This window comes from Dietzia sp. Cai40 (assembly GCF_014145165.1).
In the GTDB taxonomy this organism is placed as follows: Bacteria; Actinomycetota; Actinomycetes; order Mycobacteriales; family Mycobacteriaceae; genus Dietzia; species Dietzia natronolimnaea.
Genome location: NZ_JAALEB010000115.1, coordinates 1 through 18,920 on the forward strand (window position 1 = coordinate 1; position 18,920 = coordinate 18,920).

General features: G+C 68.2%; 10 protein-coding genes and 4 pseudogenes. 12 read left to right on the forward strand and 2 right to left on the reverse strand.

Translation table 11 applies throughout. The features are described 5' to 3' along the window. From G6022_RS05330 to G6022_RS05345, 4 genes and pseudogenes are all read left to right on the forward strand, one after another. Nucleotides 1-400: pseudogene (locus G6022_RS05330) on the forward strand (aminopeptidase N); the annotation flags it as partial. A 134-nt stretch (nucleotides 401-534) separates the two neighbouring features. Next, a complete protein-coding gene (locus tag G6022_RS05335) occupies nucleotides 535-3,924 on the forward strand; it encodes a pyruvate carboxylase (protein ID WP_182653056.1) in 3,390 nt (1,129 codons plus the stop codon). A 204-nt stretch (nucleotides 3,925-4,128) separates the two neighbouring features. Further along, nucleotides 4,129-5,274 (forward strand): cytochrome P450, encoded by a 1,146-nt coding sequence (locus tag G6022_RS05340; RefSeq protein ID WP_347238152.1) that lies wholly within the window; start codon nucleotides 4,129-4,131, stop codon nucleotides 5,272-5,274. 55 nt (nucleotides 5,275-5,329) lie between these two features. Next, nucleotides 5,330-6,994, forward strand: coding sequence for an FAD-dependent oxidoreductase (locus G6022_RS05345; RefSeq protein ID WP_179524906.1), 1,665 nt, complete (start codon nucleotides 5,330-5,332; stop codon nucleotides 6,992-6,994). A 38-nt stretch (nucleotides 6,995-7,032) separates the two neighbouring features. Here the strand turns inward: G6022_RS05345 and G6022_RS05350 are convergent, their stop codons facing one another. After that, a complete protein-coding gene (locus tag G6022_RS05350) occupies nucleotides 7,033-7,671 on the reverse strand; it encodes a TetR/AcrR family transcriptional regulator (protein WP_182639861.1) in 639 nt (212 codons plus the stop codon). 123 nt (nucleotides 7,672-7,794) lie between these two features. Here G6022_RS05350 and G6022_RS05355 point away from each other — a divergent pair, with 123 nt between their 5' ends. The 6 genes and pseudogenes from G6022_RS05355 to G6022_RS05375 form a co-directional block, all read left to right on the forward strand. Continuing rightward, entirely contained in the window at nucleotides 7,795-8,934 is a 1,140-nt protein-coding gene (locus tag G6022_RS05355; RefSeq protein ID WP_182639862.1) for a VOC family protein, read from the forward strand. Continuing rightward, nucleotides 8,931-9,869 carry a fumarylacetoacetate hydrolase family protein gene (locus G6022_RS05360; protein WP_182639863.1) on the forward strand — a complete coding sequence of 313 codons (939 nt, stop codon included), beginning with the start codon at nucleotides 8,931-8,933 and terminating at the stop codon, nucleotides 9,867-9,869. The genes G6022_RS05355 and G6022_RS05360 overlap by 4 nt, the downstream gene beginning before the upstream one ends. Next, nucleotides 9,866-11,719: pseudogene (locus tag G6022_RS05365) on the forward strand (acyl-CoA synthetase); the annotation flags it as partial. The gene G6022_RS05360 and the pseudogene G6022_RS05365, both read left to right, overlap by 4 nt. A gap of 60 nt (nucleotides 11,720-11,779) precedes the next feature. Then, the gene (locus G6022_RS16815; protein ID WP_182653060.1) at nucleotides 11,780-12,142 is read left to right on the forward strand and encodes a DoxX family protein; all 363 of its coding nucleotides are present in this window, start codon (nucleotides 11,780-11,782) and stop codon (nucleotides 12,140-12,142) included. Then, nucleotides 12,139-13,701 (forward strand): bifunctional 3-(3-hydroxy-phenyl)propionate/3-hydroxycinnamic acid hydroxylase, encoded by a 1,563-nt coding sequence (locus tag G6022_RS05370; protein WP_182638536.1) that lies wholly within the window; start codon nucleotides 12,139-12,141, stop codon nucleotides 13,699-13,701. Before G6022_RS16815 ends, G6022_RS05370 begins: the two co-directional genes overlap by 4 nt. Before the next feature lie 664 nt (nucleotides 13,702-14,365). After that, a pseudogene (locus G6022_RS05375) lies at nucleotides 14,366-14,697 on the forward strand (transposase); the annotation flags it as partial. Between the two features lie 57 nt (nucleotides 14,698-14,754). Here the strand turns inward: G6022_RS05375 and G6022_RS05380 are convergent. Continuing rightward, nucleotides 14,755-16,017, reverse strand: coding sequence for an IS256 family transposase (locus G6022_RS05380; protein ID WP_182638538.1), 1,263 nt, complete (start codon nucleotides 16,015-16,017; stop codon nucleotides 14,755-14,757). An 81-nt stretch (nucleotides 16,018-16,098) separates the two neighbouring features. Here G6022_RS05380 and G6022_RS05385 point away from each other — a divergent pair. Further along, nucleotides 16,099-17,019: pseudogene (locus tag G6022_RS05385) on the forward strand (IS3 family transposase); the annotation flags it as partial. A 55-nt stretch (nucleotides 17,020-17,074) separates the two neighbouring features. Continuing rightward, nucleotides 17,075-18,709, forward strand: coding sequence for an IS1634 family transposase (locus G6022_RS05390; RefSeq protein ID WP_182638540.1), 1,635 nt, complete (start codon nucleotides 17,075-17,077; stop codon nucleotides 18,707-18,709). The last annotated feature ends 211 nt before the right edge of the window (nucleotides 18,710-18,920 follow it).

Genomic DNA, 18,920 nt, shown 5'->3' on the forward strand with positions numbered 1-18,920 from the left:
GGCGACCGCCCGAGCCGCCCGGCCCACTGTCGGCGCGAAGGAGGAGGCCGAGGCGCTGCTCACCGCCACCGGAGACCACGCGCCGAGCAACGCCCTGGTGCGCGCCACCCTGCTGGGCATCGACCTGCCGGGCCAGGAGCACCTGCTCACCGGCCTGTGCGAGCGGTACCTCGACGACGTGACCGCACTGTGGAAGGCGCGGTCCGGTGACCTCGCCAAGACCGTCGCCGCCGGGTTGTTCCCGGCGTGGTCGGTGGACGCCGACACCGTGGCCCGCTTCGATGCCGTGATCGCGGACACCTCCCGCCCGGCCGCCCTGCGCCGGATCCTCGCCGAGCAGAACGCGGACCTCACCCGCGCTCTCGAGGCCCGCGCGGTGGACGCGGCGGCCGCCGGCTGAGCCGGAGTGATCGCGATTTCGCCGGTGCGGTGAGGGTTGACTCGAACGCAGTCGTGAGTGATGATTCCGTCAACCCTGATGTTTCAGTCACCACGCGCATGCCCGAGAGCACATCCGAGAAGCGAGGACGTCGAATGTTCCACAAGGTTCTGGTGGCCAATCGCGGTGAGATCGCGATCCGCGCCTTTCGGGCAGCGTACGAGTTGGGTGCGAAGACGGTCGCGGTGTTCCCGCACGAGGATCGCAACTCCCCGCACCGACTGAAGGCCGATGAGTCGTACCAGATCGGGGCTCCCGGCCATCCGGTGCGGGCGTACCTGTCGATCGAGGAGATCATCGCGGTCGCGCAGCGATCCGGCGCGGATGCGATCTATCCGGGATACGGATTCCTATCGGAGAACCCGGATCTCGCGGCGGCGTGCGCGTCGGCGGGAATCGCGTTCGTCGGTCCGCCGGCGTCGGTCCTGGAATTGGCGGGCAACAAGGCGCGTGCGGTCGCCGCGGCGCGCGAGGCGGGCCTGCCGGTACTCGCCTCCTCCGCGCCCTCAGCAGATCCCGACGAGCTCGTCGCGGCGGCGCGCGACATGACCTTCCCCGTGTTCGTCAAGGCGGTGGCCGGTGGCGGCGGTCGGGGGATGCGTCGGGTGGGAACGATCGAGGAGTTGGCGGACGCGATCAGCGCGGCATCGCGCGAGGCGGAGTCGGCATTCGGTGACCCGACGATGTTCCTCGAGCAAGCGGTGATCAACCCGCGACACATCGAGGTGCAGATCCTGGCCGACACCCGGGGCGGGGTCATCCATCTGTTCGAGCGCGACTGCAGCCTGCAGCGCCGCCATCAGAAGGTGATCGAGCTCGCGCCGGCGCCGAACCTCACGCAGGGGATGCGCGAGAGGATATGCGCCGACGCGGTCGCGTTCGCCCACCACATCGGCTACTCGGGGGCCGGCACGGTCGAGTTCCTGGTGGACGAGAGCGGACAGCACAGATTCGTCGAGATGAATCCGCGCATCCAGGTCGAGCACACCGTGACCGAGGAGATCACCGATGTCGATCTGGTGCAGTCGCAGTTGCGGATCGCATCGGGCGAGTCACTGGACGACCTCGGGCTCTCACAGGATCAGCTGACGATCCGCGGCGCGGCACTCCAGTGCCGGATCACCACCGAGGATCCGACCAACGGTTTCCGACCGGACACCGGGCGGATCGCCGCCTACCGGGCCCCGGGCGGGGCGGGTGTACGCCTGGACGGCGGTGTGGCCCTCGGTGCCGAGGTGTCCGCACATTTCGACTCGATGCTGGTGAAGTTGACCTGTCGCGGGCGGGACTTCGACACCGCGTTCGCACGGGCGCGCCGGGCGATCGCCGAGTTCCGCATCCGGGGAGTGGCCACGAACGTCCCGTTCCTGCAGGCGGTGCTCGACGACACGGACTTCCAGGCCGGTCGGGCCACGACCTCGTTCATCGAGGACCGTCCGGAGTTGCTGACCGCGCGACCGTCGGCCGATCGCGGAACGAAGATCCTGAACTACCTCGCGGATGTGACGGTCAACCGGCCGCACGGAGAGCGTCCCACCCCGGTGTACCCGGGAGACAAGCTCCCCGGCCTGGACCCCTCATCACTGACCAACCCCCCGCCGGGGTCGCGGCAACGGCTCCTCGAGCTGGGACCACAGGGGTTCGCCGCCGATCTGAGGTCACGCCCGCAGCTCGGGGTCACCGACACCACTTTCCGCGACGCACACCAGTCGTTGCTCGCCACCCGGGTGCGGACCTCGGGCCTCCTGGCGGTCGCCCCGCACGTGGCCGCCCTGACGCCGGAACTGTTGTCAGTGGAGTGCTGGGGTGGCGCCACCTATGACGTGGCGTTGCGGTTCCTCAAGGAGGATCCGTGGGATCGGCTGGCGCAATTGCGGTCGGCGATCCCCAACATCTGTCTGCAGATGTTGCTGCGGGGTGCGAACACCGTGGGCTACACCCCGTATCCGACCGCCGTGACCTCGGCGTTCGTGGCCGAGGCCACCGACGTGGGTATCGACGTCTTCCGGATCTTCGACGCCTTGAACAACATCGACGCGATGCGTCCGGCGATCGATGCCGTGCGCGAGACCGGGACCGCGGTCGCCGAGGTCGCGATGTCCTACACCGGCGACCTGGCCGACCCGTCCGAGGACCTCTACACGCTCGACTACTACCTCCGCCTGGCCGAGCAGATCGTCGACGCCGGCGCCCACGTGCTCGCGATCAAGGACATGGCCGGCCTGTTGCGCGCACCCGCCGCGACGACGCTCGTGACAGCGCTGCGGTCGGAGTTCGACCTGCCCATCCATGTCCACACCCACGACACCCCCGGGGGCCAGCTCGCGACCTACCTCGCCGCGTGGGAGGCGGGCGCGGACGCGGTCGACGGCGCGAGCGCCGCCATGGCGGGGACCACCTCACAGCCGGCGTTGTCGGCGATCGTGGCCGCCACCGCCCACACCGACCGCGATACCGGCCTGGACCTCGCTGCGGTGTGCGATCTGGAACCGTACTGGGAGGCCCTGCGGAAGGTGTACGCGCCGTTCGAATCGGGACTGCCCGCTCCCACCGGACGTGTGTACACGCACGAGATCCCCGGCGGCCAGTTGTCCAACCTTCGCCAGCAGGCCGTGGCCCTCGGACTCGGGGACCGTTTCGAAGCCGTCGAACAGGCTTACGCCGAGGCCGACCGCATGCTGGGCCGGCTGATCAAGGTCACCCCGTCGTCGAAGGTCGTCGGCGATCTCGCCCTCGCCCTGGTCGGACGCGAGATCTCCGCGGCCGACTTCGCGGCGGACCCCACGTCCTACGACATCCCTGACTCGGTGATCGGGTTCCTGCGTGGCGAGCTCGGGGACCCCGCCGGCGGCTGGCCGGAACCGCTGCGCAGCACCGCACTCCAGGGGCGCCCGCCGGCGCCGGAGGTGACCCCGATATCCGATGCCGACGCCGCCGCGCTGCGGACGGCCGGTCGCATCCGGCAGGAGACTCTCAACAGGCTTCTGTTCCCCGGCCCGACCGCGGAGTTCGAGCAGCATCGCGAGCAGTACGGTGACACCTCCCAGCTCTCGACCAACCAGTTCTTCTACGGCCTGCGCTACGGCGAGGAACACCGCGTCGAACTCGAGCCCGGCGTCGATCTCCTCATCGGTCTCGAAGCCATCAGCGAACCGGACGACCGTGGCATGCGCACCGTGATGTGCATCATCAACGGACAATTGCGGCCGGTTCCGGTCCGCGACCGTTCAGTAGGCGTCGAGGTACCCGCCGCGGAAAAGGCCGATCCCGGCAACCCCCTCCACATCCCCGCACCCTTCTCCGGCGTGGTCACCGTCGCCGTCGGAGTCGGCGACGAGATCGAACCCGGCGGCACCGTCGCCACCATCGAAGCCATGAAGATGGAGGCCGCGATCACGAGCGCCGGAGGCGGCACTGTGGACCGCATCGCCATCAACACGGTCGGACAGGTCGAAGCCGGCGATCTGATCGTCGTACTGAGCTGACCGCACTGCCCGGACGCGCAGCCGCGGCATTCCGGGCGTGTCCGCGGACATCACTTGACCTTTGCCATACTTTTAGATGATGATTTCGTCAGCAATGACGGAATCGACTCGCGCGGCGCGTACCCGTGCGACTCGTGACACCAGGACGGGCAGATGACTCTCCGATACCCCCCACTCCGGACCGCCACCCATCGTGGGGCGCCGGTGGTTGACGTCGATCTGTACGGCGACGAGGTGGTCGACAGGCCACAGGAGGTGTATCGCCGAATCCGGGACGCCGGCCCCGTCGTATGGCTCCCGCGTCATCGGATGTTCGCGATCGGCCGGTTCGACGACGTGCGGCTGGCCCTACGCGACGACGCGACCTTCCGCAGCGGCAGGGGCGTGGGCGCCAACCCGGTCGCCAACACCCTCGGGCACTACACCACACTCGCGAGTGACGACGCCACGCACATGACCCGCCGGATGATCCTCATGCAGTCCCTGACCTCGCGGGCGATACGCCCGTCGCTGCCCACACTGGAGCAGGAGGCCACGGACACCGTCGACCGACTGTTGGCGCGAGATCACTTCGATGGCATCGCCGACTTCGCGACCCGCCTGCCGGTGCAGGCGGTCGCCGAGCTGGTCGGCGTGAAGGTGACCCCGGAGCAGATGCTGAACTGGGGCCAGTCGACGTTCGACGGTCTCGGTTCGGCGAATCGCCGGGCGCGGGGTTCCGTACGCGGATCGCTCGGCTTGTTCCTCTACACGTTGGCGGTCGGCCGCCCGAACGTGACACCCGGCGGGTGGGCGTCGACGGTGCTCGATGCGGCTGACCGGGGAGAGATCGGGCGGGTCGAGGCGAAGTACATGATCATCGACTTCGTCGCACCGAGTCTGGACACCACGATCCTGTCGACCGGCCAACTGCTCTGGAGCCTGGGAACCACCCCCGGGCTCTGGGAACGGCTGCGCCGGGACCCGGACCTGATCCCGACCGCGGTGGTGGAAGCGGTGCGGATGGCGTCGCCGGTCAGGTCGTTCACCCGATCAGTCGCCGCGCATACCGAGTTCGGTGGGGTCCAACTGCGCCCGAAGGATCGTGTCGCGGTGGTGTTCGCCGCCGCGAACAGCGACGAGCGGCATTTCCACCACCCCGAGAGATTCTCGCTGGAGTGGCGCGGCAGCAACGTCGGATGGGGGCACGGCGTGCACACCTGCGTCGGCATGCAGCTGGCGAAGTTGGAGATGCAGACGCTGCTGCACGCGATGGTCCCGCGCGTCTCTTCCATCAGCGTCAGTGATCCGGAACTGCTGCGCAACAACTGCCTTCAGGGCTTCGAGTCCTTCCGGGCCTCGTTCCGCTGAGTGAACGCCGTCCGCCACAGGCGGACGGTTCATGACGATCCAAGGAGGATGACCGGTGGCCCATGTCATCACGCGACCGTGCTGCAACGACGCGAGCTGCGTCACGGTGTGTCCGGTGAACTGTATTCATCCGACCCCCGGGTCGCCCGAGTTCGCCCGGGCCGAGATGCTACACATCGACCCGGCCGCCTGCATCGATTGCGGGGCGTGTGTGGACGAGTGTCCCGTCGACGCCATCGTTCCGGACGACCTGCTGTCGCCGGACTCGGCCTTCCCGGAGATGAACGCTGACTACTTCCGGGGACGAGAGATCGCCGGCACCTGGACGCCGCCCCGTCCGGCATCGGACTCCGGACCGCTTCCGTTCCGAGTGGCGGTCATCGGTGCAGGGCCCGCCGCCTTCTACACATCGGGGGAACTGCTGCGACACCGCGGCGTCACGGTCGACATGTTCGACCGCCTCCCCACCCCCTATGGTCTGGTGCGCGCGGGTGTCGCCCCGGATCACGCGGCGACCAAAGGCGTCGAGCGGACATTCGCCGCGACCGCGTCTCGAGAGGCGTTCCGGTACTTCCTCAACGTCGAGGTGGGAGTCGACGTCACCCTCGACGAACTCCGCGCGAGGTATCACGCGGTGATCGTCGCCACCGGCGCGGCCGCTGACCGCGCTCTGTCCATCTCCGGCGAGGATCTGCCCGGATCGCTCGCCGCCACGGACTTCGTGGCCTGGTACAACGGCCACCCCGACCATGCCGACGACGAGATCGACCTGAGCGGCGAGTCCGTCGTGATCGTGGGTAACGGCAACGTGGCCCTCGATGCGGCTCGGATCCTCGTGACAGATCCCGATGAGCTGGCGCGCACCGATATCGCCGATCACGCGCTGCGGGCCCTTCGGCAGTCAACGGTGCGGCACGTGAGCATCCTGGGCAGACGCGGTCCGGCCCACGCCGCGTACACCAATTCGGAGTTCCAGGCATTCGCCTCGCTCTCCGGCGTGGACGTCGTCGTGGACCCGGCTGACCTGGTTCTCGACCCGCGGACCCACCGGGACGAACAGGCGGGAACGCTGGACCCCACCACCTCCACCAAGCTGCGCCTCGCCCGCGGCTACGCCGCCCGCACACCGACGGGAGCGGCGCGCACGGTCGCGTTCCGTTACCTGTCCTCCCCCGCCGCCATCCTCGGCGACGACCACGGTGTCTCGGGAGTGCGGGTCACGCGCATGGCGTACAGCACCGACGGCACCGGTCGCGTCGTCCCGACGGGCCCGGAGACGACCGTGCCCGCGTCCACGGTGATCCGGTCGATCGGGTATCGCGCAGATCCGTTCTCCGGACTACCGTTCGACTCCCGTGCCGCCGTCATCCCCAACGACGGCGGTCGCGTCATCGACGACGGATCCCCGGTGGCCGGAATGTACGTCGCCGGGTGGATCAAGCGCGGCGCCCGGGGCGGGATCGGCGCCAACAGGCAGTGTGGTCTGCAGACCGCCGAGGCCATCATCGCCGATTGGACCCAGGGGCGTCTGCCGCCTCCCGCGATCGGTGAGGACGACGTCGACGCCCTGATCGCCGGGCGCCACGGCCACCGGATCGACGCAGCCGGGTGGGCCGCGATCGACGACCACGAACGGGCGGCCGGGCGCATCGACGGCCGCCGCCGCCGCAAACTGGTGTCGGTCGACGAGATGGTGCGGGTCGCGGCGACCGCCACCTGACCCGCCTCGTCACGCCACGCCCGGGAGATCCGGTGAGATCAGTCCCAGGCCGGCAACGGAAGAGCGATGAGCGCCGCGGCCTCGTCCTCACTCACACCCAGGGCGCGCAGGACGTGGGCGGTGACGGCGTCGGTCGTGGCCGCGTCGTCGCGTTCGGGCTGGTCGTGCAGCAGCAACGCCAGCGTCAGCGCGGACCCGGAGACGACGGTCAGGGCCACGTCGATGTCGGTGGTGACGAACCGCCGGGCGGCGACCGCGGCCTCGATATCGCGACGCGCGCGGGGAAGCAGGCCCGCGTCGGCGGTGGAGAGGACCGACAGACCGTGGTTGACCACGACTCTGCTCAATTCGGGGTACCTGCGGTGCAGACGACCGGTCAGGCGGAAGCTCTGCGTGAACATGTGCGCCGGATCGCTCATCCCCTCGGTGAAGGCGTCCAGCAGTTCGCCGTGGTCCTCGACGACGGACATCACCGCGGCCTCGAACAACTCCTCTTTCGTGGCGAAGTGGTTGTAGAACGAGCCGTTGCCGACGTCGGCCATGGTGGTGATGTCGAGGACCGACACCGCGGTCCGACCCTGCGCCATCAACTGCTGGGCGGCACCGATGAGGGACCGCCGGGTCTGGGCTTTGCGTCTCTGAGCCCGCGTGAGAACGCCCGGATCAGCCTGGGCCATCGCATTCTCCTTCCACGATGGGTCACATGGTCCCATACGCACCCGTGACGACTTCGTCAACGGACTTGACTGACGTGTGCGGCGTATATGACGATATCGTCAACCGATACGACGGGAGTCGAGATGACGGTCAACCATGACGTGCACGAGGGACTGCACGCCGATCAGGGCGCCCTGCCCGGGGAACATCCCGGGCGCCGGCCGGACCCGGTGGTGAAAGTCCACGACATCGCCTGGTTGGAGTTCGACAAACCCGATCTCGTGCGCACCGCCGCGTTCGCGGTGGACTTCGGGTTCACCCCCACCTTCCAGACTCCCGATGAGCTGCACCTGCGGGGCGCCCTCGCGGGGCCGCCGTGTGTCATCGTCCGTCGAGCACCGCGGACCGCGTTCACCGGCGCGGCCTTCCTCGCGGCCGACGACGCCGACGTCCACACTCTGGCCTCCGAATGGGGACGGCCCGTGGAGTCTCTCGGGGACGCCCTCGGAGGGAGTGCGGTCACCACCCGGGATCCCAGCGGGTGCCGCGTGCGGGTGGTCTCAGGAGTCACCGAATGGCCAGCGCTGCCCCTGCAGAGCGTCCGCAACCCGTTCAACTTCGAACGCGACCGGACCCGCGTCAACAGCACTCAGCGACCCCCGCGCGCTCCGGCCGTCGTCGAGCGCCTCGGCCACGTCGTGCTGTCGTCGACGCGCTACCTGTCGTCGCTCAACTGGTACCTGCACAACCTGGGAATGATCGTGAGTGACTTCCTGTACTACCCCGGCCAGCGCGAACGCGGACCCGTGATGAGCTTCATCCGGTGTGACCGCGGCGGAGAGGTCGCCGACCACCACACCCTGGCCCTGACGCTCGGCCCCGCCGACCGATACGTCCACTCCGCCTACCAGGTCTGCGATCTGGACGCCCTGGCCGCCGGGAGCGAGTACCTCCTCGACCGGGGATACGACCACTCGTGGGGGCTGGGTCGCCACATCCAGGGCAGTCAGCTCTTCGACTACTGGCGCGATCCGGACGGGTTCCTGGTCGAACACTTCACCGACGGTGACCACTTCGACAGCACGGTCGACGCCGGCTGGGCCCCGATGACGGCGTCAGGCCTCAACCAGTGGGGCCCGCCGGCGACCGCGGACTTCCTGGGTATCAAGCCGGGCCGCGCCGCACTGCGCGAGTTGACCTCCATCCTCTCGTCGTTGCGCGAGTCCGACAACGAATTCGACGTCCAACGCCTCTTCGGCCTGATGAAAGTAGCCCGCACATGAGCCTGTCCGTTCTCCGTACCGCCGACGCGTGGTGGGTGCTGGTGCCCGCCGGCGCCCGTCGCATCGACACGCGGGCGACCACCACCGCCGAGCTGATCGCGGATCGTCAGGCGGTCGTCCTGGCCACGACCGACAGCGGCGAGGTCGTCGACCCGGCGAGCCTGCAACTGCAGTCTCCGGTGACAGCACCGTGTCGGGTGATCGCGCAGATGACGAACTACGTCTCGCATGTCCGCGATTCCGGGATGAACCCCGACAAGGTCCCGCTGACGTTCTTCCGCAAGGCCTCGGGATCGATCGTCGGGCCGAACGACGACATCATCAAGCCCGCGCACGTGCAGCTGTTGGACTACGAGGTCGAGATCGGCCTGGTCTTCGGGGCCAGCCTGCCCGTCGGGACCACCATCGACGAGGCGACCCTCGCCGACGCCGTGGCGGGCCTCGTGATCACCAACGATGTGTCAGCCCGCGACGTGCAGCTGCCCAAGACGCAGTTCTACGAGGCCAAGTCCTACCCGAGCTTCACCCCGGTCGGTCCCGTCCTGGTGTTGCTGGAGCCCGGTGAGTGGGACAGGTTCTCCACCCTCACCCTCCAGTTGCGGGTGAACGGGGTCACGCGTCAGAACAGCACCGTCGCCGACATGATCTACAGCCCCCTGGAGGCGGTGCGGACCCTGAACAGGTTCCAGCGTGTCGACGCCGGCGACCTTCTCCTGACCGGCACGCCCGGCGGCACCGCACTGACCGCACCCGCGAAACCCATCGAGATGATCGGAGCGCTGCTCCCGCCGCACCTGAAGTGGAAGGCGTTCTTCAAGCGCCAGGCCGGTAACCCGAAGTACCTGCAGGACGGCGACATCGTCGAGACGTCGGTCCGTGCGGGCGACGGGACGCTGGATCTCGGCGTCCAGCGGAACGTGGTGCGCTACGCATGATCGCCCCCACCTCATCGGCGTCGTTGTGGCCGGCCTACGACACCCCCGACGACGTCGCGCTGATCGAACAGACACCACTCGACGCCCGCGGGTTGCCGGCATCGACGTACGCGGTCCTCACCCGCGCGGCCGAGCAGTGGCCTGAACGCACCGCGCTGCGCGTCATGCCCGACGCGACCCGGTGGCAGCAGACCACCGACCGCACGCACGCGCAGTTGCTCGACGCCGTCGACAGACACGCCGCCGCTCTCCGCGCCGCGGGGGTCGGCGGCCGGGACGCGGTCACCCTGCTGGCGCCCAACTGCGTCGAGCTGATCGAGGTGTTCTTCGCGGCACAGCGCGCAGGCGTCGCCGCCCCGATCAACCCGGCCATGAACGCCGAGCACGTGGCCGAACTGATCGGTAGATCGGGCTCGAGGGTCCTCGTCGCCGCCGGCCCCGACCTCGACCCCGCAGTCTTCTCGGGACTTCCCGACATCGTGGCCGCCACCGGGATCGACACGGTGTTCCTCCTGCGCCCCACCGGGGCCGATACCGAACCCGAGGTGCCCGACCTGGGCGACGTCACCGTCGCCTACCTCGACGCGGCCGAGCTCCCCCGCGTCGCGGTCGAGGAGGACCGCGGTGCCGACGACCTCGCCGCGCTGTTCCACACCGGTGGGACCACCGGCGTGCCCAAGCTGGCCGGTCACTCGCACCGCAACGAGGTCTCCAATGCGTGGATGATCGCGGCGAACACCGTGCTCGACGAGGACTCCGTCGTCTTTGCCGCGCTGCCGCTGTTCCACGTCAACGCGTTGATCGTCACCGTTCTCGCCCCGATGCTGCGCGGCCAGACCGTCGTGTGGGCGGGACCGCTGGGGTACCGCGACCTCGCCCTCTACGGCGTGTTCTGGCAGCTCGTCCGGGCGCACGAGATCTCCGCGATGAGCGCCGTCCCCACGGTGTACTCGGTGCTCGCCCAGTGCCCGGTCGACGCCGACATCTCCAGTCTGCGGGCGTGCCTGGTCGGCGCGTCCATGCTGCCGCCCGCGGTGCGTGAGGGGTTCGAGTCCCATACGGGAGTCCCCCTGCTCGAGGGTTACGGACTCACGGAGGCGACCTGCGCCAGCGTTCGCAGTTTCTTCGACGGCCAGCCCGCCGGTTCGGTCGGGCAACGCCTGCCCTATCAGCAGATCCGCGCCGTCGACGAGCACTGGCAGGAACTACCCGCCGGCACCGTCGGGCGGCTCGTCGTGTCAGGCCCCACCGTGTTCGCCGGCTACGTCCGCGGCCGCAAGGACAACGGGTTCGATCTCGATGACGGCGGGTCTGTTCGCGACGGGTGGCTGGACACCGGTGACCTGGGATCCGTGGATGATCGCGGTTTCGTGACGCTCACCGGCCGCGCCAAGGACCTCATCATCCGCGGCGGGCACAACATCGATCCCCGCGCGGTCGAGGACGCTCTTCTCGAGCACCCCGATGTCACCGACGCCGGGGTCGTCGGTCGTCCCGACGTGCACGCGGGCGAGGTCCCCGTCGGCTATGTCACCGTCCGCGACGGCGCCACGGTGTCCGGCGGTGACCTGCAGGCGTGGGCGACCGAACGGGTCTCCGAGTCCGCGGCCGCCCCTAGAGAGGTCACGATCATTGACTCGCTGCCGGTCACCGATGTGGGCAAGCCCTACAAGCTCGCGCTGCGAGCCCTCGCCACCGAAACCGCGCTCACCGCGGCGCTCACCGACGCCGGGGCACCCACATCGGTGGACGCTCGGATCGTCGACGGTTCGATCGTGGCCGTGGTGCAGCGGGCCGGTGACGTCGACACCGCAGCCCGGGTCCTCGACAGCTACGCGATCCACTGGCAGTGGGCGCCGGCCGACGGGCGCACCCCCGCAGTGGGCGCCGGCCGACGGGCGCACCCCCGCATGACCGATACCCACACCCTCGCCGCGCGTGGTGTCGCGCTCGTGCTCACCGCCACCGGCGCCGCGAAGGTCCTCGCGCTCGCACCCATGACGGAACGAGCACGCCACCTGAGATTCTCCGAGCGGGCGTTCCGCATCGTCGGCGCCTGCGAGCTCGCCGGGGTGACCGGTCTCCTGCTCGGGCGGCGCCACCCCCGTGTCGGCACGGCGGCCGCGGTCGCGGTCTGCTCGTTGATGGGCGGTGCGTGCTGGGCTCACCGGCGCGCCGGTGACGGCTGGACTGCCACAGTCCCCGCCGTCGTCGTCGGCGTCGGCGCCGCGCACTCCGCCACGCGAACACTGGAACTGGCAGGGACCCGATGAGCCGACGCAATGCACCCGTTCTCATCGTCGGTGCCGGACCGACAGGTCTCGCCGCGGCGGCGATGCTCGCCGACCTCGGGGTGCCGTCGATCCTCCTCGAGCGGTGGGACGCGATCTACCCGCAACCGCGTGCCGTGCACCTCGACGACGAGGTGTACCGGATCATCGCGCGAATCGGGCTCGGGCCGAGGTTCGCGGAGATCTCCCGCCCTGCCCTGGGCCTGCGTCTGGTGACCTCGTCGTTGCAGGTCATCGCCGAGTTCCCCCGCGATCCGGGCATGGGCGTGAACGGCTTTCCGGCCGCGTCCATGTTCGATCAGCCCCGACTCGAGGAACTCCTCCGTAGCGCCGTCGCCCACCGCGCGGACCTCATCACCTTCCGCTCCGGGGTCGAGGTGAGCGGTATCGATCAATCCGATTCGGGGGTCACGGTCTCGGCGACCGACCGCGACACGGGTGAGCCGATCACGTTCCGGGGAAGCTACCTGCTCGGCTGCGACGGCGCCGGCAGCATCACCCGCTCGGCGATCTCGTCCGAGTGGCGAGATCTGGGGTTCAGCCAGCGGTGGCTCGTCATCGACGTCGAGACGTCGGCCGACCTACGCCAGTGGGACGGCGTGGCACAGGTGTGCGACACCCACCGAGCGGCCACCTACATGCGCGTCGGCGACACCCGTTACCGCTGGGAGTTCCAACTACTCGACGACGAGACGGCCGAGGACTACGCCCACATCGACGCGGTTGTGCCGCTGCTACAGCCGTGGCTTGAGGGTGTCGACGCGCCAGACCTGAGATTGTTTCGTTCTGCCGAATACACCTTTCGGGCACGAGTCGCCCAACGCTGGCGTGATCGCCGGGTCTTCCTGCTCGGCGACGCCGCGCATCTGACGCCTCCGTTCATCGGCCAGGGAATGGGCGCGGGTCTGCGTGATGCCGCGAACCTCAGCTGGAAGCTCGCCGCCGTCCTGCGGGGCGGAGCACCGTCGTCGACCCTCGAATCCTATGAGCAGGAGCGCATCCCGCACTGCACCGGTCTCATCCGTCTCGCGACGATGACAGGTGCCGCAATGACCGGCGGTGGTCACGGCGGCGATGTACTCCGCCGCGCACTCGCACCCGTGCTCGCGGGGGTGCCGGGTCTGTCGGCGAGACTGACCGACAGCACGACCCCCGCACTCCGGCCGTCCTGCTACGTCAGACGCGGGGTGGTGGGCTCCGGGATTCCGCGATGGGTGACGGCCCCGAGCGCAGCCAGCCTTGCCGGGCAGCTCGCGCCGAACGCCGTGGTGACCCCCGATGGTCGCCGCCTCGACGACTACCCAGGCTTCCGGATCGTTGCCGTGATCAGGGCTACTCCCGAGCAGGAGTTCGAAATCAGGCGTCGTAGAGGTACTAGCGTCGTCGTGGCGCTCGACAGCCCACTCGGACAATGGTTGCACGCCCACCACGCACGAGCGGCAGTCGTGCGCCCGGATGCGACGGTGATGGCGGCGGGCCGCTCGGTCGCAGAGGTGTACACCCTGCTCCCGAGCCTCGCGGTCGGCGGGGACGCACCATGACCGATACCACCGTGCAGTCGTTCTCCCGGTAGCACCCGGGGCCCGGCGGGCTCGTCGTAGCTGGGAGAAGTGATCGCGTTCATTCTGGCCGCGGGGTCAGGACCGGTTGTCGCGCCGGTCGCATGGTGGGCAAGTCAATAGAGTGTGATGCGATGATGCGCGCACGACCCGATCTCACCCCGACCTTCTCTCCGCATTCCGGAGGGGCCCCACCTCGCTGGGTGTGGGGCTTGAGCGGGCGCCGGGTCGTGATTGCCGCACTTCTGGGAGTCACGTTGGGCCTCGGTGCGTCCGCATCGAACGCCTGGCCTTCTGCGCTGACCTACGTGCTGAACGCCGGTTGGGCATGGGCGGGGGTGATGGTTGCCGGAGGGATATGCGCCCGCACGCCGCTGGGCGGAATGGTGACGGCCCTGGTCGCCGCATTCTTTGCCAACACCACCTACTACTTAGGAGATTCGTGGTGGGCTGGCGCCTCTCGGCCCGGAGTCGTGGTCGAACGTGATTCGTTCGTGTCCGCAGTGCCAGAAGCTGGCTACTGGATACTCGTGGCGCTCGTGCTCGCCCCTGCACTAGGCGCGGTTGGCGCGTTCCAGCGCCGACCAGGCCTGAACCTCCCTGGATCTGTCGGAGGGTTCCGATCTAACAAGGAAGACTGGAACCCATGGCAGCACCACGAAAGTTCGACGCCGAGACCCGTGAGCGCGCGGTCCGGATGTACCACGAGCACCTGGCCGATGCGCAGTGCTCCAAGCTCGCCGCCCGCAAGCACGTCGGGTCGCTATTGAGCGTGAAGCCCGAGACCCTGCGGAACTGGATCGAGGCCGAGTCGGGCGCCGCGCCAGCGCAAGCGTCGGCCGATTCAGCGGAGGTAAAGCGACTCAAGCGGGAGAACGCCGAACTGCGGCGGGCGAACGAGATCCTCAAGACCGCCTCGGCGTTTTTCGCAGCGGCGGAGCTCGACCGCCGACTTACCTAATCGTTGACTACATCGACGGGGGGTGTCAAGTTTTCTGTGTAAGGGGCCGGTCAGTTAGCCCTTCTGCCTGGTGGTCAGAGTGGGAGTCGGTTGGGGAATTGCACGGCGAAGGCGTTCAGGGCTTGGTGCCATCCTCGGGTGCCTGTGCCTAGCTCGCCGCCGCGGGTGGTTTCGATGTTGCGGATGCCGAGATAGACCAGCTTGATCGCCGCCTCAGCCGAGGGGAACGAGCCCCTGGTCTTGGTGATCTTTCGGAGTTGATAGTTGATCGACTCGATCTGGTTCGTCGTGTAGATGACCTTGCGGATCTCGGGGGTGAACGCCAGGAACGGAGTGAAGTCCTCCCAGGCATTGCGCCACGCCATCACCGCCGCTGGCGCCTTGGTGCCCCAGGTCTCGGCGAAGGCCTCCATCGCCAGCTCGGCCGCCTCGATGGTGGCCGCAGTGTAGATCGGCTTCATGTCCCTGGCCATGCTCTTGCGGTCGGCGTAGGAGGCGTACTTCATGGCCGAGCGCAGGAGATGCACCACGCAGGTCTGCACCACGGTCTCGGGGTAGACGCTGTTGACCGCGGCCGGCAACCCGGTCAGTCCGTCGCAGCACAAGATCAGGATGTCCTTGGCTCCGCGATTGCGGATCTCGGTCAGCACGTCTGCCCAGAACTTGGCCCCCTCGGTGGCGCCGAGCCACAGGCCCAGCACCTGCTTGCGGCCCTCCAGATCGACCCCTACGGCCACGTGACAGGCTTTGTTAGCCACGACCCCGCCGTCGCGGATCTTCAGCCAGATCGCGTCGATGTAGACGATCGGGTACACCGTCTCCAGCGGCCTGGACTGCCAGAGTGCAATCTCGTCGGCAACCACGTCGGTGACCCTGGAGATAGTCGCGGCGGAGACCGTGGAGCCGTAGATCTCCTCCATATGTGAGCTGATGTCCCTAGTGGTCATTCCACGGGCGTAGAGGGACAGGATCATGTCCTCGACCTTGCCGACCCGGCGGGCGCGTTTGGGGACGATGACCGGCTCGAACGAGCTATTGCGGTCCCGCGGCACGGTGAGCTGCACGGGGGCCTGGAGGGTCTGCACGGACTTGGTGGTCTTGCCGTTGCGGGAGTTGCCGCTCCCGTGCCCGGCGGGGTCGCCGGATTCATAGCCCAGGTGGTCGCTGAGCTCGACCTCCATGGCCCGCTCCAGCACGGCCTTGGTCATCCGTGTCAACAACTCCTCGACGCCGTGACGGCCCTCGCCCAGCTCCTCGGCGGCGGTCACCAGGGCATCGATCTGATCGGCGTTCAGCACCCCAGCAAGAGGGTTCTGCGCATCAGCTACTTCAGTCATTCGGTCGATCCTTCCGGAGGTGAAACCCGTAGGTCACACCTCGGTACGAGACCGGACCCTTACACACTCAATGAAACACCCTACATCGACGCTCACAAGGTGCGATTCGGGGTCGAGCAGATCTGCCGCGTGCTCACCGAGCACGGCATGACGATCTCCCCGAGCACCTACTACGCCCGCTCGGCTGCGCCGTCCACTGCTGCCGAGCTGGCCGATGCGTACGCCGCGCACGAGGTGTTCTGCTTGTTCCACGACCAGCGGGGCCTGTACGGGGTGCTCAAGCTGTGGCACAGCCTGCGGCGGCGGGGTCGCGATGTCGGCCGCGACCAGGTCGCTCGACTGATGCGCATCTGCGGCATTGCTGGGATCGTGCGAGGTAAGCGGCGCACGGTCACGACCGAGTCGGATCCCTCGGCGGATCGGCATCCCGATCTGATCGACCGTCAGTGGAACGCTCCAACGCGTCCGGACCAGTGGTGGGTAGCGGACTTTACATATGTATGGACGTTGGCCGGCTTCTGCTACGTCTCTTTCGTCGTTGACGTCTACTCCCGCCGAATACTCGGCTGGCGAGCGTCGATGACCAGACGATCCGACCTGGTCCTATCGGCGCTCGAGCAAGCGATTCACACCCGGCGACGGGGTTCGTTCGAGTTCACCTCGACCGGGCTCGTACATCACAGCGACGCCGGCACCCAGTACGTCTCCCTGGCCCTGACCGATGCACTCCGAGATGCCGGGATGCAGGGGTCGATCGGCAGCGTCGGCGATGCCCTGGACAACGCCCTCATGGAGTCCACGATCGGGCTCTACAAGACCGAACTGATCGACTTGGAAACCACCCGCAGGTGGACTGGCCGCAACGAGGTCGAACGCGAGACCGCGGACTGGGTGAAGTGGTTCAACGACGAGCGACTGCACTCGGCGGTCGACTATCGGCCACCCATTGAATATGAGGAGATGTACCGTTCCAACCAGGCGTCCGAACCTCAGGCCGCCTGATTCAGCAAGACCCTCCGACGGAGCCAGTGCGGTTCACCCGGTCAAAGCGCGGTCGATGCCCAAGGTGCTGCACTCGTTCGGGCGGGCCGATCAGGTCGACGAGGCAGGCCTGCGGCGACTGGTGTCCTCGGTGCGCCGGTACCTGGGCGAATCGGACTCAGCTGGCGGGTCGGTGTTGGAACCGACCCGGTCCCGCCCCGCTGGCGGTGCGCTGCTGCTGGATGGGCTGTGGCGACAGTTGGGTCTGGATACGGTGATCACCACCGCCGCGCAGTCCGGCCGGGGTCGCAAACGCGACCTGGCGGCGCTGGAGTGGACCGTGTTCGCACTGGTGGCCTCCCGCGCGTTGGCCCCGTCGTCGAAGCTGGCCGCCGCCGAGTGGGCGGGCCACGATGTGGCCATCCCGGGCCTGGCCGAGGCCGTAGGCGAGGTGGACGAGGATGCCTGCTACCGGGCGATGGATTGGCTGCACCAGGCCGAGCAGGGTTTCGAGCGTGCGGTGCTCGACCAGGTCGCGGACCTGTTGAACCTGGAGGTGGACCTGCTATTCTTCGACACCACCTCCACCTACTTCGAGACCGACGCCGACGCCCCGGTCGACCGGGACCAGGCCGGATGGCCCACCGGAGACGAGCAGGAAGGCCATGGCGGTGACGGCAATGGTGGCGTGGGATTTCGCACGCACGGCAAGTCGAAGGATCATCGTGATGACCTGCCGCAGATCGTGATCGGGATGGCCGTGACCCGCACCGGGATCCCGATCCGGGTGTGGTGCTGGCCCGGCAACACCTCCGACTCAGCCTTGATCCGCCAGGTTCGCACCGAACTGCGGGACTGGTCACTGTCACGGGTGATCTACGCCGCCGACCGCGGATTCACCTCGCAGGCGAACCGGCGCGAGCTCATGCGCGGCGGGGACGGCTACATCCTCGGCGAGAAGCTGCGCTCGAACTCACCCGAGGCCCGAGCCGCCCTGTCTCGGCCGGGCAAGTACCGGCAGGTGCGCGAGAACCTGCACGTCAAAGAGGTCAACATCGCCGCGGTCACCGGAGCATCAGACCGGTTCGTGGTCTGCTTCAATCCCGAACAAGCCCAGCGCGATGCCCACACCCGGACCGAGATGCTCGCCAAGCTGACCGCGCTGATCAACGGCACCGACACGCAGTCCTCGACCAAGCGGGCCGAACTCAAGGGCCGGATCTCCACGATGCCCGGACTGAACCGCTACCTACGCACCACCAGCTCGGGGCTGGTGCGCATCGATGCCGCGAAGATCAAGACCGAGGCGAACCTGGACGGCAAGTACCTGCTGCGCACCTGCGACCCGCACCTGTCGGCCGAGGACATCGCCCTGGGCTACAAGCAGCTTCTCGAAGTCGAACGCGGCTGGCGGGAGATGAAATCGAGGCTGGATCTGCGGTCGGTGTTCCACCACCGCGAAGACCGCATCCGCTCCCACGTCACACTGTGCTGGCTCGCACTGCTGATGATCCGCCTGCTGGAGAACCGCACCGGCCACACCTGGGCCCACATCCGACGTCAGACCCAGCGCATCCACCAAGTCACCCTCGCCGGCACCGACGGGACCGCCGAACACCTGACCCGACCCACCACCGAACAGAACCTGCTGTTCACCACCGCCGGACTCACCCCACCCAAACGCCTGACCGGCCTGACCCCCGCCGCCTGACCAGCTGCTACCCGGCCCGCTAGATACACGCCCCACACCAGCGGAAACCCGCATCACCCCAGCTCAACACGCCTAAACACGTCTCTAGACGCAATCAATTCTGCGGAACCCAGGCTGAACAGGGGAAACTGTGACTTGTCTAGAGTTCCAGGGGCGCGGAGAAGAACGATTCGGCCATCGCGTTGTCCCAGCACACGCCCGTTCTGCCCAT